Source organism: Burkholderia sp. BCC1999 (genome assembly GCF_905339975.1).
GTDB lineage: Bacteria > Pseudomonadota > Gammaproteobacteria > Burkholderiales > Burkholderiaceae > Burkholderia.
Map to the genome: position 1 here is coordinate 53044 of NZ_CAJPHP010000013.1, position 17335 is coordinate 70378.

Here is a 17335-nt window from a genome sequence, read left to right on the forward strand (position 1 = left end):
CGCAGGCGATCTACATCGCCGTCGCGCCGCCTCTTTTATCGTCCCGGCCAGTGTGTCGCCGTGGCGACCATTGCGCTCGAAGCGGGCCGCTCGTCCGCCGCGCGATGCGGGCGAGGCCACGGCGCAGGTCGGCCAGCGTCACCGGCTTGGTCAACACACACGCGACGTTCGATGCCGCGTAACGCCGGGCATCGTCGGGCGCCAGATGCGATGCCACGACGATCGTGTCGCACGGCAACGCGCGCGCATGGACGGCTTCCGCCAGTTCCCGGGCCGACATGTCGGGCAGGTCGGCGCCGAGCAGCAGCACGTCCCACGCGCCGTTCGCGAGCGTGTCGAGCGCCGCGTCGCCGGACGACACGCACCGGACCATGCAACCGAGCACATCCAGCTGCTCGCGGAAAATCGACCCGTTGACGGCCGCATCGTCGGCGACCAGCACACGTGGCACACGTGCACTGGAGGCCGGCAGTGTCGGCTGCCCGAAATCGGTCGCGCGCCCCCGCCCGCACGGCGATTCGGCGGTAGCCACTCGCGCCTGTGCGATCGCCATGTACAGCCCGTTCAGCGAATAGCTCGACACGCGGATCGTGCGGCCCGCGACGTCCGGCTGCAGCGGGCCGTCCGGCGTAGCCAGCACGACCGGCGTACCGCCGCCGAGGCTGTCGAGTTCCTCGCGCCGCCATTGGTCGGAATCGCCGAAGAGCACGATCGCGTGTGCACGCGCGAGGCACCCGGCGGCAATCCCGATCGGACTCGGATGCATCGCGACGTCGAAACCCCATGCACGCAGATGCGGAAATGCGAACGCACGCCACGCGTCCTCCGCCGACACGACGATCAGTGTCTGGCCGGCGCCCGCACCGGCCGGGGGTTTTGGCGCAATGCCCATGCGCAGCGGCAAGCGCACGGTAAACAGGCTGCCGACGCGCGGCGCGCTGTCGACCGAAATCGTGCCGCCCATCGCGGCGACCAGCCGATCGCACAGCGCGAGCCCGAGCCCCGTGCCGCCGTAGCGCCGCGTGATCGATGCGTCGACCTGCGAGAACGGCTTGAACAACCGCGCCTGCTGCGCGAGGTCGATCCCGATGCCGGTATCCTCGATGCCGATGGCGATCTCGGGCGCACCGCGCGCACTTCGCCCGACCGCCACGCGCGCGACGATGCGCCCGTTACTCGTGAACTTGATCGCGTTGCCCAACAGGTTGCCGACCACCTGTGCGAGCCGCGTCGGATCGCCGCGCATTCGCTGCGCGCTGCTCGCATCGATATCGGCGAATAGCGGCAACCCTTTTGTCTTTGCGACCGGCGCGAATGCCGCGAGCTCGCGCTCGATCACCGCGATCACGTCGAACTCGATCGACTCGACCGACATCGCACCGGCTTCGATCTTCGAGAAATCGAGCACGTCGCTGACGATCGCGAGCAGCCCTTCGGCCGACGCGCGCAGCGTCTGCACCCGGCTTTGCTGCGAAGCATCGAGCGCCGTGCGCTCGAGCAGCTCGAGGTTGCCGAGGATCACGTTCAGCGGCGTGCGGATCTCGTGACTCGTCGCGGCAAGAAACGACGACTTGGCCGCATTCGCCGAATCGGCCGCGCGCACTGCTTCCTCGAGCTGATGAACGAGGCGGCGCTGCGCGCTCGTGTCGGCGAACGTCGCGATCAGCACGTCCTCGCCCTGATAACGTGCGCCGTGCGCGATGACCTCCAGGTGCAGCGGCGTATCGCCATGCGCGTCGAGCACGAGTTCGCTCGTCATCGTCCGGCTGGCCCCGCCGTTCGCGACGAACGCGTCGTACTTCTCGAGTGCCCGCGCGGACAGCGCATGGTGATCGCCGCCATGCGGCAGCAGCATCTGCGTGAGCGTGTCGCTCGCGAGCATCACGCGCCGGTCGGACAACGACACGAGGCCGATGCCGACCGGCGCCATCGCGATCACGCTGCGGCACAGCGCCTCGCTGTCGAACACGCGGGCCGAGCGCGCGTAGACCGGCACGAGCACGCGCCGGTGGAAACGCACGAGCAGCAACCACATCACGGCGATTGCAACAAGGGTCGACGCCGCGAGCGCACCGGCCTGCACGCCGACGCCGGCCAACACGTCGCCCCATGACAACACGTAGGCAATTGTCCAGCCGGTGGCCGCGAGCTTGCTGCTGAAGACGATCGCACCGTCGCGAAAGCGCGGATCGGCGGACGCGGTACCACGATGCGCGACGTCGAGATTCACCAGCCGCGCGGTCAGTGCGTTCGTGCGTTCGACGTCGGGATCGATCGCGATCAGCCGGTTGTCCGCCGACGTGATGAAGAACGTGCCGGCCAACCCGCGCCCGGGCAGCCATGACAGCAGGTATTCGGGTGCGTATTCGGTGACCAGCACCGCGAACGGCTGGCCAGCGGCGCGTGCCTCGGCGGCGACGCGAATGCGCACCTGCCCGGTGACGGGGTTGATGTACGGCGGCAGCCAGCGGACATTCGGGCGGCCGTCGTTCAGGGCCGGCGGCGAGCCGTCGAAATCGACGCGCAATGCATCGAGCACGGGCGCACGCGCGTCGGCCGACGCAAGTGCCGGATGGTCGCGCGACGGATGCGGCACTAAGCCGAACACCCCCGTGCGCGTGCCGTAGTGATAGCCCTCGAGCGTGCGCCCGCGATTGAGCGAGCTCGCCGCGCAGATGCGCGACAGCAGGAACGATATCGCGAGATAGCGCGCGACTTCGTCGCGCTGCGCGGTTTGCCCCGGCACGCCGACCACGAGCGACGGATACGGCGTGATCGCGAGCTGCTGGCCGTCGGCGAAGAACGTGTTCACGACGTCGGCCGGCGCCGCGCCGATCTCGCGCCAGATGAGTTGCGTATTCGTGACGCCGTTGCGGAACGACATCTCGGCCACCTGCACCTCGTTGGCCGCTTCCTCGACACCGTTCAGGAAATTGCGCCGCTCGCCGTCCAGATGGCCGTAAACGATCGACGTGATCCCGAGCGCGCAGGCGATCAGGATCAGGATCGTGACGACGACACCGCCCCCGAACATCGAAATGCTCTGGTAGCGGCGAATGGACTGAAGCGCGCTGTATGGCATGGCTCGGCGTGACGGAACCCTGAGCGCGGACCTGTGGCAGATCCCCTTCGGGCGGACGTCACGATGGAAACAGTCGGGATAGTGATGCCCCGATCATGCCAAACGACATTGCGAAAATCAGGCGTGCATGATTACTTTAGTACTCGTCCTATCTATTTGAATGCTTGTTTTGAACTTGAACGAAACGTGACGGCGGAATCGTGTGTCGCGCACCGATCCGTCCGGACAGGCTGCTTCGTCGAATCGCCGCGGGCGCGCCAAAAATGAAATACCGCCGGCAAGCCGGCGGCAAAAGGTGCGTCAACGAATTTCGTGACGCACCGAGGCACCTGATTCGACCCGCGCGGGACGTCCTCACCGGATCGCCCACGCGCTGTTGCGCCGGCAGCGCCCGCTCAGTTTTGCGTGAGCGGATTGAGCGTCGTGCACAGGAAGCCCGTGCAGTTCGCCGGCTTGAAATAGAACGACGCCATCACGAGCGGCGGCGTGGTGCCGAGCGCGATATCGCTCAGGTAGGCGGAGCCCTGCGCACCGAAACCGTTCGCCTGCTGCACGAAGCTCGCGCCGGTCGACTGGATCGCGGCCGACTGGTACGTGAAGGTCGGCGACTGCGTCTGGTCCTTCACGTAGACCCACGAGATCGCCGTGCCGAACGCCATCGCGCCCTTCGCGCGATACCCCTTGGCCCCTTCGCTATTGGCCTGCGCGATGAAGTCGCTGACGGTCGACGTCGGCGCCAGCGCATCGTACGTATAGGTCGCGTTCGATGCGTTGTTCTTCATGTAGATGTTCGCCTGCACCGATGCCACCGCGATCGGCCCCAGGAACCAGTAACCCGACTGGCCCTGGCCGTTCGCCTGCGTGAGGAACGCGTTCGCGTCAGCGGGCAGCCCCGTCGTCGTGTACGAATAGGTGGCCGACGAACCGCCGTCCTTGCGATAGAGATCGCCGTACGTGAGTGGCCCTTCGTAGCGGTAGCCACTCGCCCCTTGCGTATTGGCCGCGTTGACGAAAGACGTCATGTCGGCCGGCGCCGTCTGCAACTGGTATGTATAGGTCTGCGCGGTGCCGTCGTTCACGAAGACGGATTGCGTGCCGCCATTGCCCGCGCTGTAGTAGTAGTCGCCAAGATAACGGTAGCCCTTCGCGCCTTCGCTGTTGACCAGCGTCAGGAAGCTGGCCTTGTCGGCCGCAACGGGCTGCGCCTCGTAGCGCCACGTCAGCGTGCCGCTTCCCGAACCACCCGACCCGCCGCTACCGCCACTTCCCGTCCCGCCGGAACCCGCGCCGCCGGTTCCACCGCTGCCGCCGTTGTTGCTCGTCCCCGATCCGCCGGACGCGGCGGGCGAGGCATTGTCGTCGCCGCCGCAAGCGGTCAGCGCCAGACAGGTCAATGCGATCATTGCAGCGGCTTTCATCTGGGCACCTCGAAGCAAAAAGGATGAACGAAGCCGGTACGCGCGGACGGCGCCGCGCGCACGGACAGTGGATCTATCGGAAATCGGCCGGCGGCATCGCCCGCCGGCCCGGGGACGTCAGTTGACCTGCAGCTGGCCACCGCGGCCGAGGCCGCCCTTGACGTCCTGCGCCTTGTAGCTGCGCAGTGCGACGACCATCTTGTTGTACGCGTCGATGAACGCGACGACGGTCGCCTTGCCTTCCGGCGTCGACGAGAAACCGGCCAGCGCACCGCCCACGCCGCCGCCGAAGCCGCCCAGCGCGGCACCGTAGTTGGTCGCCGTCGAGCTGCCTTCCGACGCGGCGATCTGCACGGCCGAGCGCACGTCGAACAGCGTCAGCGTGACGACCGATGCCTTCGTCTGCAGGTGGCCGGCCACCGCCGCCACCGCGCTGTTGCCGATCAGCCCGCCGATCATGCTGCCGATGCCGCCGATCGGCGAATCGTTGATGACGATCTGCGGTTCCATGTAGTAGTCGGCCGCGACACGCTGGCCCTTCTGCTGCTTCGAGCCCGCGCGGTATTCGCCCGAGTTGCGCTGCAGTTGCGTGATGCGCGACAGGCGCGCATCGCTCTTCTGGTTGCCGATCGACGTGATCACGAAGCAGTTCGACTGCTGGACGGCCAGGCGCAGCAGCGGGTCGATCGTCGTCATCTTGGTCGCGCTGCCGAACGGGCCCCACCAGTCGGCGTTGCGGCCGTCGTCGACGGCGATCGTGCCGAGCGGCGACGTGCAGCGCTGCAGCCCCGAATCAGCGCCGGCGCTCGTGCCGCCCGCGGCGGCACCGGTCACGCCCGCGTTCTGACCGCCGGGCGTCACTACGCCGCCGCAGCCCGCCACGGACGCGCAAAGCGCTGCAACCAGCGCACCTTGAGTGAGACGATGGGAAAGGTTGGTCTTCATGTCGTTGTCGATCGATTAGAGTCGTTGTTCGGCTTATGTGTTCGTGCGAACTTCGATAAGCCCCCCGGCTGGCGCGCGATGGTGGTCTCCCCGCTGCTGCCCCCGTTGCTTCAGGCCCGGTCAGTAGTACCAGTACGTCTGCTGCCAGACGCCGTAGTACGGATAGCCCGAGTACCAGTAGCCGTAATAGACGTCACGCCATTGCGTGCGCCATTTCCAGTCTTCTTCGTCTTCCTTCTTGGCCTTGCGTGCAAGGTCGAGCAGCTTCTTCGATTCCTTGTCGCCGCGGCCGGCCGCGATCGACAGCCACTTCTCCGCTTCGCGCGCGTCGGAGCCCATTTCCTCGAGGCCGAACAGGTAGAAACTGCCGAGCGCCTTCTGCGCCTGCAGGTCGCCCCGCTCGGCGGCCTCGCGCATCCACTTGAGTGCCTGGTAACTGTCCTGGCGCACGCCGTCGCCGCGGAAATAGCGCAGGCCGAGATCGTAGGCGGCCTTCGGCTGGGTCTTCGCGGTTTGCTTCAGCGCGGCGATGCGCGGATCTTCCCGGTCTTCCGAATCGTCCTTTTTTTGATAGGACACCTGATCTTTAGGACGGTCGGAACAACCTGCGTCGTCGCAGATCCGCACCATGTTGCTGGTGGCGGACGGATCCTGCGCGCACGCGGCCAATAGCAACAGCAGCCCCGGTGCGAGTAAACGGCGGTACATTGGTACTTTCCTCAAGTTTTATTGGCGCCGCAATTCTTCGAGCTTTTCACCCCCGTGAGCTCGCACCCGGTGGCGTGCGGCGCAACGGATACAATCCGTCGACGCCGACACGCACTCCAAGGCTCTCTCAGGTCCTCTCTTCGAATCGTTCCGTCACCGCTTCATTGTTGTCGCTTTTCGTTGTACCGGCTGTTGCCGGCTGCGATCTCCAAACATGACGCGACAAACAAAGGTGACGTGGTGAGCAATAATAATGAAGAAAAACGGCATGTCAAGGTGATTCGCTTTTTCAAAGTTTGCGCGTCACGTCAGTTTTGATATGCTCTCCCTCGCCAAAAACCCCTGGAGACCCCATCGAGATGTCCAACAGCGAGCAGGCCAACGTCGATCTCATCACCGCCAACAAGGTGCGCGACCTACTGAACCGGAACGGCATTCCGCCGCGAAGTCACAACACGACGATCGCGAACGTGCTCGGCCTCAGTTTCTCGGTCGTCACGCGCAAGATGAAAGGCCTGATCCCGTGGAACCTGTCGCAGTTGCAGGACATTGCGACGCATTTCGGCGTGCCGCCCGCGATCCTGCTCGACGACAAGGGCACGCAGCCGGCCGCGGCCGAGATGATCGACGCGACGCTCGTGATCGAGTCGCGGCGCTTTCGCTGCCGCGCCGCGATCTCGACCAAGGCGAGCAGCCAGATCGAGACGGACTTCGTCGCGCTGCAGTGGCAGGGCGAATGGCTCATCACCGAGCGTCAGCACGCGCGCGAGGGCCGCACGTATCCGGTCGACGTGATCGAGCTGCGCTCGACCCAGCCGAACGTGTATGCGGCGCGGATTGCCGTGGTCGACGATTCGCAGGACGTCGCCGAAACAGTCTGTGAATATTTCATCGAAAAAGGCGTGAACGCGATCCCGTACTTCGACGGCGCGACGTTCCGCAAGGCACTGGAGGTCGAGGATTTCGACGGCTACATCCTCGACTGGATGCTCGGCGACCAGACCGCCGCCGAACTCGTGCGCGGCATCCGTTCGAGCGAGAACAGCGGCGCGCCGATCTTCCTGCTGACCGGCAAGATCTCGACCGGCGAAGCCAGCGAAGACGAAATCGCGCACATCGTGTCGCACTACAACGCACGCTGCGAGGAAAAGCCGGTGCGCCTGCCGATCCTGTTCGCCGAAGTGGCGCGCGAACTGAAGATCACGCTGCCGGCCGCGGCCGCCGCGAACTGAGACCAGAAACACAACCCACCACACAACACGACAAGACCGAGGGCATGACATGCGAATTCCGACCATCTGGACCAAGAGCCTGCTGACGGCCTGCCTGCTCGGCATGGCCGCCGCGGCCTGGGCCGCTTCGTCGTTCAGTTTCACCGTCGACGGCAAGATCGACAAGCACAACCAGCAGGGCAAGTCGACTTACGTCTTCTCCGAGCAGGCGCTGATGGCGCTGCCCCAGCACACGATCGTCACGTCGACGAGCTGGACGCCGAAGGCGACCTTCACCGGCCCGCGCCTGTCCGACATCCTGAAGACCGTCGGCGCGCACGGCACGCAGATCGAGTTCCGCTGCATCGACGAGTACACGTTCACGATTCCCGTGTCCGACGCCGATCGCTACGGCGTGATCCTCGCGCGGACGATGAACGGCAAGGTGCTCGACAACGACAACTACGGCCCGCTGTGGATCATGTACCCGCGCGACCAGTATCCCGACGAACTGAAGACGCCGCTCGGCGAAGCCAAGTTCGCGTGGCAGATCATCGGCCTGACCGTGAAGTGAAATGAAACGCGGGCGATGGAAAAATAGAAAAATCATCCTGATCCTCGGCTCGCTGTGGATCATGGGGTTCGCCGCGTGGGCGTTCCTGCTGTGGGACCTCCTCGCCACCTCGGTCAACGAGGGCGTACTCGAAGGGCCCCGCGAAGGCGTGTTCTGGACCGCCGCGCAATACCGGAACGTCTATACGCGATTCGACCGGCAACTGATCCTCTACGCGACGCACGAGGACGACGACTTCGATCACGTCCAGATGCAGCTCGACAGCCTGTCGGTGTCGTTCGGCTTTCTGCAGCGGCCGTCGGAAGTGTCGGAATACTGGCTGCGCATCCCGCGCGCGCGCAACGAGATCGACGCACTCGGCGAATTCATGACGCGTCTGAAGCGCGAGGTGCCGTTGCTGCGCGACGCGCCGCAGCACGCACGGCAGGTGATCGACGAAGTGAGCGCGTACTGGCCGAAGGTCAACGGCCTCGCGAACTATTTCCGCGCGATCGAGATGGCGCAGCGCGACTTCACGTTCCATCAGCTGAAGGAAAAGCAGCGCGCGATCCTGATCCTCGGCATCGTGCTCGGCATCATCCTGTGCGCGCTATTCCTGCTGCTGTTCTATACGATGCGCACGCGTGACGACCTGCTCGAACGGCAGGACGCGGCGCTCGACGCGGAACGCAAGGCGTCCGACCGCGCGTTCGAAATGATCGAGGCGAAAAACGCGTTCCTCGGAATGGTCAGCCACGAGTTGCGCACACCGCTGCAGGCGATCTGCGGATCGGTCGAGATCCTCCTCGCGCGCCCGCAGTCGGACGCGAACCTGAAGACGATCCGGCGGCTGCAGAATTCCGCGCTGTCGCTCGAGGCACTCGTCAAGGACCTGACCGATTACATCAAGCTGCGCTCGACGAAGCGCCTCGCCGAACGGGAAACCGTCGGCATGGCGTCGCTGCTCGCCGAGGTGCTCGATCCGCTGCGCGAAAAGATCGCGGCCAAGCGGATCGCGGTCGCGCAACAGGTCGAGCCGAACGATCTGGCGATCCGTTCCGATCGCAAGCTGCTGCGCCAGGTGCTGTCGAACCTGATCGAGAACTCGGTCAAGTACACGCTCGGCGGATCGATCGACGTGTCGATCACGCTCGCCGACGCGCCGGCCGGCCAGCAATTGAGGATCGCCGTGCGCGACACCGGCGCCGGCATCGCGAAACCACACCTGTCGAAGATCTTCGAGCCGTTCTATCGCGCCAACGACGCGGTCGGGCTGCATGTGGACGGAATCGGCATGGGGCTCGCCGTCGTGCGCGAAATCGTGACGACGCTGCGCGGGCATGTGGACGTGCGCAGCACGGTGGGCGAAGGCAGCGAGTTCGTCGTGACGCTGCCAGCCGAAGTGCCCGGCATCGACACCGCCGGCAACGCGGCCGGAGATGCGCCCGCGCTGCCGCACGCGGCCGCGCACCGCGACCGGCGCGCGCTGGTGGTCGACGACGACGACAACGCACGCGAAACGCTCGGCGCGATGCTGTCGGCGCTCGGCATCGACGCCGATCTGTGCAGCACCGGGCAGGAAGGTGTCGCGCGCTTCGGCGCGAGCCGCTACGACATCGTCGTGCTCGATCTCGAGCTGCCGGACCTGAGCGGCTTCGAGGTCGCACGGCGCATTCGCGCAGTCGCGGTACCCGACGACGACGGCCGGCATCCGGCGATCCTCGGCGTCAGCGCGTATGAATCGGCCGCGCTGCGCGAGAACAAACAGGTGTTCGACGAATTCCTGCCGAAGCCCGTCCACCTGCGTGAACTCGGCGCGCTCGTCGAGAAGCTGCTCGCCTGAATCGGTGCGCCGCGCGCAGACGCACACGGCATGGCGCGCCAGCGCGGCATCAGGCGCTTCCTCTCACCTTCCCGTTTATTCGCCGATCAGGTGCAGCACGATATCGCGCCGATGTGCCGCGCGGCGGTGCTCGAACAGGTAGATCCCCTGCCAGGTGCCGAGCACCATGCGCCCTTGTTCGACCGGAATCGACAACTGCACTTGCGTGAGCGCGGTGCGAAGATGCGCCGGCATGTCGTCGGCACCTTCGGTGTCGTGCTCGTAGCGTGTGTCGTCCTCGGGCGCGAGCGTCGCGAAAAAGCGTTCGAGATCGCGCCGCACCGACGGATCCGCGTTCTCCTGGATCAGCAGCGACGCCGACGTATGGCGGCAGAACACGGTGAGCAGGCCCGTGCGGATCGCCTGCTGGTCGACGAACGCACGCACCTGCGGCGTGAATTCGACGAGGCCGCTGCCACGCGTGTCGACGCCGATATGCGTGATGGCCTGTTGCATCGCCTCGACCTCAGGCCAGCGCGGCGAAGCCGTCGGCTTCGATCTGCTTCGCGTCGGCGGGGCGCACGACGCGCGCCACTTCGACGCCGTCGCGCAGGAACACCAGCGTCGGCCACAGCTTCACGCGAAACGAGCGGCCAAGCGGGCGGCCCGGGCCATCCTCGATCTTCAGGTGCCGCACGGCGGGATGCGTGGCGAACGACGCGACGATCGCGGGCTGCGCGGCGGCGCAGATCCCGCACCAGTTTGTGCCGAATTCGATGACGGTGGTGCCGGCGAGTGCATCGACTTCCGCGCGCGTCGGCGCATCCTCGGTATAGCGTTGCGGCGTTTGCATCGGGGCCCTCGTGTGGAATTCTGGAACGTGAGCGCGTCGGGTCGGCGGGCGCGGTCGGCGATGTCCTACTGTAGCGGAAAAGCAGGCGCGATGCCGGCGCACGCGGAAGCCGGCGGTTGCGATAGTCGGCCGTCCGCCCGACACCGCTCGTGTATGACGCGCAGTTCCCGTCCCCTCATCGCGCCGCCGCCGTCCGAATGACACGACAAGATTCGGAGCGCCGCGCTGCCGCGCGAGGATCAGCATGCGGGCTGATCCGTCAACGAAGGCGCCGACCATGAATGCTCCGCATTGCGTCACCGAACCGAACATCCTTTATTTCGGCACGCCCGTCGTGCTGGTCAGCACGCTGAACGAGAACGGCACGGCCAATCTCGCACCGATCTCGTCCGCATTCTGGCTCGGCTGGCGCGGCGTGATCGGTATCGCCGCCAGTTCGCAGACCACCCGCAACCTGCTGCGTACCGGAGAATGCGTGCTGAACCTGCCATCGGCGGCACAGGCGCACGCGGTCGACCGGATCGCGCGCACGACGGGCACGTATCCGGTGCCCGACGGCAAGCGTGCGAAGGGTTATGTGTTCGAACCCGACAAGTTCGGCACGGCAGGGCTTACCGAAGCGGCGTCGCAAACCGTCGCGCCGCCGCGGGCGCTCGAGTGCCCGGTGCACATGGAAGCGGTCGTCGCGGCGACGCACGGGATCGGAGAAGAAGCGCCCGACCTGCGCGGCCACATTCGCGTGTTCGAGGTGCGCATCCAGCGAGTGCACGTGCATCCCGACCTGCTGATGAACGGCCACTCCGACCGCGTCGATCCGGACAAGTGGTCGCCGCTGATCATGAGTTTTCAGAAGTTTTACGGCCTCGCGCAGCAGCAGGTGCACGCGTCGCGACTCGCCGAGATTCCCGAGCGCGCGTATCGCAGCCCGGATATCGAGCGCTCGCGCGACGCGGGCGCACCAGCCGGTGCGCCGAAGCCGATCGGATAAGATACGGCCGGCCACGTTCTGTGGCCCATGACCGAACCGACGGAGTGTTTTCAGTGATTCAACCGACCCCAGTATTCAAGGACAACCTCGCGCAACTGCCGACCATCGACGGCATCGCGCGCATCGATCTCGTCGGCGCGAACGGCGACGTGGTCGCGACGATCGAGAACCAGCCGGGCAAGCAAGGTTCGCTCGCGGTGTACCACTACCTGAAACAGGCGTTCGGTACGCTCGACGCGAATGCCGCCGAGCACGGTCTGGCCGTGTTCGCGGAGCATACCGTCGACGCGCGCAACCGCCCGGGCGCGCATCCGAACGTCGACCGGCTGCTGGCGATCGTCGCGGGTGGCGACGCGCTGCGGATCAACGTCGTTGCGAAGGACTGATTGACCGGCAACGCACAGGCGCGCCGCCGTTCAACCCGTCGGACGCGCATGTTCCTGTCATCCGGAGACGTTCGCGTGCCCCGCTTCATTGCCCTGCCCTTCATCCGCCGCATCGCATCGGTCGCCGCACTTGTTGCGTGCGCCGCGCTGCACGGCACGGCATCGGCCGAACCGCTTCACACCGCGTCGGAGATCGCCGGCGCATCGCTGGTGCCGATCTCCACGCTGCCGCGCTCGCCTGAGAACGGCACGCTCGACGCGTTCTGCACGCAGTATCGCGTGAAGCAAACGACCAGCGCGGCCGGCCGCGAAGTCGCGAAGCTCGGCTGGATCGTCACGTCCGAGGCGCCGCTCGGCCGCTATCAGGTCGTCACGTTCGCGAGCGGCTTCAAGGCGGGCACCAGTGCGATCTGCTTTGCGCGCAACGGCAATGTCGGCGTCTTCGACGGCACGACGCTCGTCGCGCTCGCGTATACGTCGCGCGCCGCCGGCTGGCAGCTCGGCTCGGCCGATCCGCTGGAAAGCGGCGCGCTGTTGCTCTGGGGCGGCGACGGCCCCGCGCCGCCGGTCGCCGAATTGCGCGACGAGCGCGGCACGCTGCGCCTGACCCGCGTCGCCGCCGAACACACGTTCTGCCACGGCCGCACGGCCGTGCCCAACGTGTACGGCAAGCCGCTCGACGCGGCGCGCAAGATCCTGATCGCGCACGGCTGGCAACCGTTGCGGCCGCGCGAGAAGCCGGACCCGATGGACGGCGCCGCGACGCTCGCAAAACACGGCATCGTCGAGGCCGAAGCGTGCTCGGGCACCGGCATGGGGTATTGCGCGCTGCGGTACCGGAATGCGGTTGGCGTGCTCGGTGTGACGACCGTCGGCGGCGAACCGGACAAGCCGGCCAATAACACCGTGATCGACTATCAGGTCGCGTGCCGCCAGCCGTGACGGCCGCACCGGCCGCGCGTGCATGACGCCTCGCCGGAAGCGCCGCGCGCGACCGGCTTCGCAGGCATTCCGCCATCGCAGGCGAAACGGATGCGTCGACGCACGATCGCATCCGAAGCGCGTGCCGCTGCCTCCGCGTCCGATTGACCGGCCTCGTACGCCCTTCTAAACTGATCTTCCTTTACGCCGTTCCGGCGCAAGGGCCTTCCATGATCGATCTCTCCACGCTCGCGCTGTTCTCCGGCGCGTGTCTCGCGCTGACCGCCACGCCGGGCCCCGACATGCTGCTGATCGCGTCCCGCAGCGTAAGCCAGGGGCGACGCGCCGGCTTCGCGACGCTCGCGGGCATTCAGGCCGGCACCTACTGCCACGCGCTCGCGGCGGCGCTCGGGCTGTCGCAGCTCTTTGTCGCGGTGCCGATCGCGTACGATGCCGTGCGCTTCGCCGGTGCCGCGTATCTGCTGTTTCTCGCCTGGAAGACGTTCCGCTCGAATGCGACCGCGCTGTCTCCTGTCGCGTCGCAGCGTCGCCACTCGAGCGCGACGATCTTCCGCCAGGGTCTGACGACCAACCTGCTGAACCCGAAGATGGCGCTGTTCGTGCTCGCGCTGTTCCCGCAGTTCGTGCGGCCCGAGCATGGTTCGATCGCCGTGCAGATCCTCGTGCTCGCGACGGTGCTGAACCTGATCGGGCTCGTCGTCAACGGCGCGGTCATTCTCTCCGCGAGCCGGTTGAGCCAGCGGATCGGCGCACGCCGCCGCCCGTCGAAACTGCCGCAATACCTGCTCGGCACGGTGTTCGTCGGGCTCGCCGCGCGGCTCGCCATCGCGGGACGGAACTGATCCCGCAATCTCCCGAAACCCTCCCGAAGCATCCGGGCAGGCCCGATATCCGTTCGGCCAGCTAGTCGAATTCGGGCCACCGGCAAACAATCCGGCTCGCACTTCAGCGATGACGCACCGGGAGCTCGAACGCGCGCTCGCGACCGGCCAGCACTCGCCGTCGATCGATACGTTGCGCAAGTACGCGGCCGCGTGCGGCAAGAAGCTCGTGATCTCGTTCGCCTGAATCACGTCAGGGCGCGGCGGCGTCGAATCGGCCAGCCGCTCGTCAAGCGACCGACGGCCCGCCTGCCCGCGCATCGCCGTCACGATCGCGCGTATCCGCCACCACGCGCAGTTCCCCGCTCTCCATCAGGCTCGCGGGCGTCACCGTGCGGCGCTGCCACGGAATCCGGCCGAAATACCAGACCTTCCAGAAGCCGAGCGGATGATCGGGATTCCGGCGCAGCAGCGTGTCGAACGTCTCGACGTCGCCAAGCACGATCCGCGTCGCATCGCGCACGACCTCACGCACGAAACGCGAGCAGAACTGCCGGCTCGACGCGAGATTGAAACCCGTGTCGTAGACCACGCCGATCCGGCGCATCGCCGCGTCGACGATCCGACGCCGCTGCCCGGCATCGAGCGGCTGCTTCAGGCGCGCGATCACGCACGCGCCCCGATCGGAACGCGCAAGGAAGCGCGACATCGTCGTCACGCGCGACAGCGGGAACGTGCTCTCCGCAATCAGCACCTCGCCGCCACGTTCGCCGACGACGATCCCCACGTGATTCGTCCACGCGCGTGTCGCACTGGCCACCTCGAGAAACGGCCGCACTGTCACGCGGATAAACACGATGTCGCCGATCCGCGGTTCGACCGGCAGCGACATGCCATGCGGTTCGGGAGAATCGCCGGAGAAGAGACACCGCATGCCCGCGCCAGGCGGGCGGATCATGAGCGGCCGGCAGCCGGTATCGACAACCATACGGACCTCGCGCGAGTGAACTTGGCGCAAGCATGTCAGCAGGCGCCGCACACCGCATCCGCCGCATGCGCGAGGGTGAGAATCCGTGCCGCCGCGTGGCGAATTCCGATACCGGAGAAACGTGCGATGCGCGCCGCCGGGCCGTCAGCGCGTCGCGCCCAGTGCCACGCGCAACTGCTCCATCAGGTGCGTGTAATACCGCAGCACGTCGTCCTTCGGCACGACATTCGCAGTCGCGAAACGGTCGGACCACACCGGCTTCCATTCGTACGAGCCGTGCACGCTGCGGTCGCCGTCGGGCGCCTGGATCAGCGAGCGGATCCGCGCGTCGCGGCCCGGGCCCGTATGCACATCGAACAACGCGTGGATATACGTGTGATACGCGTCGTACACGGCGTCGTCGAACAAGTAGCGATAGATGTGAAACGTGCGGTCGAGCTCGCGCTTCGCGCGGATCACGTCGTCCGGCGAGATGTCCTTCCAGTAGCCGATCCACGTGTAAAAGCACAGCAGCGCATTGAGCTGCGGCGCGACCGCGTCGTACAGCGCGAGGCGTTTCTCGATCAGCCGCTGGTTGGTCCACTGCACGAGTTCGAGCCGTTTCAGCCGGCGCGCGACGAGCCAGCCGAGACACGCGACCGACAACGGCGTCAGCACGCCGAGCACGAGCTTGACGATTTCCAGCGAATTCCACGGATTGTTGAATGGCTGCATGAATGGCCCGACAAGAAGGAACGTACCCGCGCCTGCGCATGACCCGGCGCGCAGCGCCGCCTGCCCGATCGCATCGACATTGACCGTTAGTTGCGCACGCATCGAACGTCGCGCAACAACACAGGCAACATGCCCGAACCGGCGTGATTCATCAGTCTATCGGACGATTGTCACCGAGCCGTGACCGTTCGTCGACCCGTCGTGCGCGACCGCATGTCCGTGCCGCGCTAGGTCGGCAGCGCCGACGTGAGCTTGACCTTCTGCATCGGAATGTCGGTCTTCACGCTCAGCACGCCCGGGATGCGCGTGAGGGTCTCCATCTGGAAGCGCCGGTAGTCGTCGATATCGGCAGCGACAACGCGCAGCAGGAAATCGCAGTCGCCCGCCATCAGGTGGCATTCGACGACTTCCGGCATCTGCTGGACCGCCTCGGCGAAGCGGTTCACCGATTCCGCGTCCTGCCCCTTCAGCCACACGCGCGTGAAGATCGTCAGGCCCTTGCCGACTTTCGCGGGATTCAGCACGGCCACGTATTTCTCGATCACGCCGGCCTCCTCGAGGAGCCGCACGCGCCGCAGGCACGGCGACGGCGACAGCCCGACCTCGTGCGCGAGCTCCACGTTCTGCATGCGGCCGTCGCGCTGGAGCGCGCTCAGGATCCGGCGGTCGATGGCGTCAAGTTTCATTTGGCATCCGATTCCAATAAATTCCAGAATTCTGCGTTCAATGCCAAATTCTCTGAAATTCATGGCCACAACGCAACCCGATTCGAGTCAAAAAAGCAGACAATCCCTCCCCCGAAGGAGGAGTAATGAGCAGTAGCGTTTCAACGTCGTCAGGGCTTCGCGACAAGCCCGCCTATGTCGCCGAGATGGGTCGCGGATTGCGCGCGGCGCTGCCCGTCATGCTGGGCTTCGTGCCGTTCGCGCTCGTGCTGGGCGCGCAGGCCGCGCAGAAAGGGCTGAGCCTGTTCGAAGTGCCGATGATGACCGGCATGAACTTCGGCGGCGGTTCCGAATTCGCGGCGATCCATCTGTGGACGTCGCCGCCGCACATCGCGCTGATCGTCGCGATGTCGTTCCTCGTGAATTCGCGCCACATCCTGATGGGCGCCGCATTCGAGCCGTATATCCGCCGCCTGCCCCGCCGCCGCGCGTTCTTCGCGCTGTTCTTCATGTGCGACGAAAGCTGGGCGATGTCGCTCGCCGACGCCCGGGCGCGTTCGGCCACGCACATCAGCGTGCCCTATTACGCCGGCATCTGCGTGGGGCTCTACCTGACGTGGATCTCGATGACCACGCTCGGCGCGGCGGTCGGCCCGACGATCGGCAACGTCGAGCAGTACGGCTTCGACATGGCGTTCACGGCCGTCTTCCTGGTGCTGTTGCGCGGGATGTGGAAAGGGATGCGCGCGAGCCGCCCGTGGTTCGTGAGCCTCGTCGTCGCGGCTGCCACGCACCTGGCCGTGCCCGGCGCATGGTACGTCGCGGCCGGCGCCTGCGCGGGGCTGATCGCCGCGCTGCTGTGGGAGCCGCGCGATGCCTGATTTCCCGGATCTCAACACGGTCGTGACGATCGTGTTGATGGCGTCGACGACTTACCTGTCGCGCATCCTCGGCTACGTGCTGCTGCGCAACCGCACGCTGAGCCCGCGCATGGCGTCGGTGATGGAGAACGTGCCCGGCTGCGTGCTGATCTCGGTGATCGCGCCGGCCTTCGTGTCGACGCGCCCGGCCGACCTGCTCGCGCTGGCCGTTACGCTTATTGCGGCGACGCGCCTGTCGATCCTGCCGACCGTCATCGTCGGCGTCGTGTCGGCCGGCGTGCTGCGGCACCTGCTCGGCTGAGCGGTTCCGACCCGCCGCGCACGCGGCACGGCCACCGACGAACGGGCGCGTGATGCG

General features: G+C 66.4%; 18 protein-coding genes and 1 pseudogene. 10 read left to right on the top strand and 9 right to left on the bottom strand.

The window, feature by feature from the left end; genetic code table 11:
- Positions 1-10: 10 nt before the first annotated feature.
- The 4 genes from U5809_RS19990 to U5809_RS20005 form a co-directional block, all read right to left on the bottom strand.
- A complete protein-coding gene (locus U5809_RS19990) occupies positions 11-3082 on the bottom strand; it encodes an ATP-binding protein (RefSeq protein ID WP_322087820.1) in 3072 nt (1023 codons plus the stop codon).
- Between the two features lie 395 nt (positions 3083-3477).
- Positions 3478-4500: a hypothetical protein gene (locus tag U5809_RS19995; RefSeq protein WP_322087822.1), complete on the bottom strand. Its 1023-nt coding sequence runs from the start codon at positions 4498-4500 to the stop codon at positions 3478-3480.
- A 117-nt stretch (positions 4501-4617) separates the two neighbouring features.
- Positions 4618-5445, bottom strand: coding sequence for a hypothetical protein (locus U5809_RS20000; RefSeq protein ID WP_322087823.1), 828 nt, complete (start codon positions 5443-5445; stop codon positions 4618-4620).
- 120 nt (positions 5446-5565) lie between these two features.
- Positions 5566-6153: a sel1 repeat family protein gene (locus U5809_RS20005; protein ID WP_322087824.1), complete on the bottom strand. Its 588-nt coding sequence runs from the start codon at positions 6151-6153 to the stop codon at positions 5566-5568.
- A gap of 359 nt (positions 6154-6512) precedes the next feature.
- On the opposite strand from U5809_RS20005, the gene U5809_RS20010 reads away from it, so the two are divergent.
- Genes U5809_RS20010 through atsR form a run of 3 tightly spaced genes read left to right on the top strand, consistent with a single transcriptional unit; the run spans position 6513 to position 9760 of the window.
- On the top strand, positions 6513-7385 hold the full coding sequence (locus tag U5809_RS20010) for a response regulator (RefSeq protein ID WP_085038381.1): 873 nt from the start codon (positions 6513-6515) through the stop codon (positions 7383-7385).
- A gap of 49 nt (positions 7386-7434) precedes the next feature.
- Positions 7435-7938 (top strand): molybdopterin-dependent oxidoreductase, encoded by a 504-nt coding sequence (locus U5809_RS20015; RefSeq protein WP_322087825.1) that lies wholly within the window; start codon positions 7435-7437, stop codon positions 7936-7938.
- 1 nt (position 7939) lies between these two features.
- The gene (gene atsR / locus U5809_RS20020) at positions 7940-9760 is read left to right on the top strand and encodes a hybrid sensor histidine kinase/response regulator AtsR (protein WP_322087826.1); all 1821 of its coding nucleotides are present in this window, start codon (positions 7940-7942) and stop codon (positions 9758-9760) included.
- Between the two features lie 75 nt (positions 9761-9835).
- Here the strand turns inward: atsR and U5809_RS20025 are convergent, their stop codons facing one another.
- Positions 9836-10255 carry a secondary thiamine-phosphate synthase enzyme YjbQ gene (locus U5809_RS20025; protein WP_282507949.1) on the bottom strand — a complete coding sequence of 140 codons (420 nt, stop codon included), beginning with the start codon at positions 10253-10255 and terminating at the stop codon, positions 9836-9838.
- A 10-nt stretch (positions 10256-10265) separates the two neighbouring features.
- Entirely contained in the window at positions 10266-10592 is a 327-nt protein-coding gene (locus U5809_RS20030; RefSeq protein ID WP_322087827.1) for a thioredoxin family protein, read from the bottom strand.
- 277 nt (positions 10593-10869) lie between these two features.
- Between U5809_RS20030 and U5809_RS20035 the strand changes: the two genes are divergently transcribed.
- The 5 genes and pseudogenes from U5809_RS20035 to U5809_RS20055 form a co-directional block, all read left to right on the top strand.
- Positions 10870-11580 (top strand): flavin reductase family protein, encoded by a 711-nt coding sequence (locus tag U5809_RS20035; protein ID WP_322087828.1) that lies wholly within the window; start codon positions 10870-10872, stop codon positions 11578-11580.
- Positions 11581-11633: 53 nt separating this feature from the next.
- The gene (locus U5809_RS20040; RefSeq protein WP_322087829.1) at positions 11634-11966 is read left to right on the top strand and encodes a DUF2322 family protein; all 333 of its coding nucleotides are present in this window, start codon (positions 11634-11636) and stop codon (positions 11964-11966) included.
- Positions 11967-12041: 75 nt separating this feature from the next.
- Complete coding sequence (locus U5809_RS20045) at positions 12042-12908, top strand: PASTA domain-containing protein (RefSeq protein WP_415877953.1); 867 nt, start codon at positions 12042-12044, stop codon at positions 12906-12908.
- Positions 12909-13117: 209 nt separating this feature from the next.
- Positions 13118-13750: a LysE family translocator gene (locus U5809_RS20050; protein ID WP_322087831.1), complete on the top strand. Its 633-nt coding sequence runs from the start codon at positions 13118-13120 to the stop codon at positions 13748-13750.
- A gap of 121 nt (positions 13751-13871) precedes the next feature.
- A pseudogene (locus U5809_RS20055) lies at positions 13872-13976 on the top strand (transcriptional regulator); the annotation flags it as partial.
- 42 nt (positions 13977-14018) lie between these two features.
- Here the strand turns inward: U5809_RS20055 and U5809_RS20060 are convergent.
- The 3 genes from U5809_RS20060 to U5809_RS20070 form a co-directional block, all read right to left on the bottom strand.
- The gene (locus U5809_RS20060) at positions 14019-14717 is read right to left on the bottom strand and encodes a YebB family permuted papain-like enzyme (RefSeq protein WP_322087832.1); all 699 of its coding nucleotides are present in this window, start codon (positions 14715-14717) and stop codon (positions 14019-14021) included.
- A gap of 144 nt (positions 14718-14861) precedes the next feature.
- Positions 14862-15431 carry a hypothetical protein gene (locus U5809_RS20065; protein WP_282507958.1) on the bottom strand — a complete coding sequence of 190 codons (570 nt, stop codon included), beginning with the start codon at positions 15429-15431 and terminating at the stop codon, positions 14862-14864.
- 227 nt (positions 15432-15658) lie between these two features.
- Positions 15659-16117 carry an Lrp/AsnC family transcriptional regulator gene (locus U5809_RS20070; RefSeq protein WP_012365188.1) on the bottom strand — a complete coding sequence of 153 codons (459 nt, stop codon included), beginning with the start codon at positions 16115-16117 and terminating at the stop codon, positions 15659-15661.
- 125 nt (positions 16118-16242) lie between these two features.
- Between U5809_RS20070 and U5809_RS20075 the strand changes: the two genes are divergently transcribed.
- Together U5809_RS20075 and U5809_RS20080 are read left to right on the top strand one after the other, a co-directional pair.
- Positions 16243-16977, top strand: a complete 735-nt coding sequence (locus U5809_RS20075; protein WP_059696142.1) for an AzlC family ABC transporter permease — start codon at positions 16243-16245, stop codon at positions 16975-16977.
- A complete protein-coding gene (locus U5809_RS20080; RefSeq protein ID WP_282507959.1) occupies positions 16970-17278 on the top strand; it encodes an AzlD family protein in 309 nt (102 codons plus the stop codon). The genes U5809_RS20075 and U5809_RS20080 overlap by 8 nt, the downstream gene beginning before the upstream one ends.
- The last annotated feature ends 57 nt before the right edge of the window (positions 17279-17335 follow it).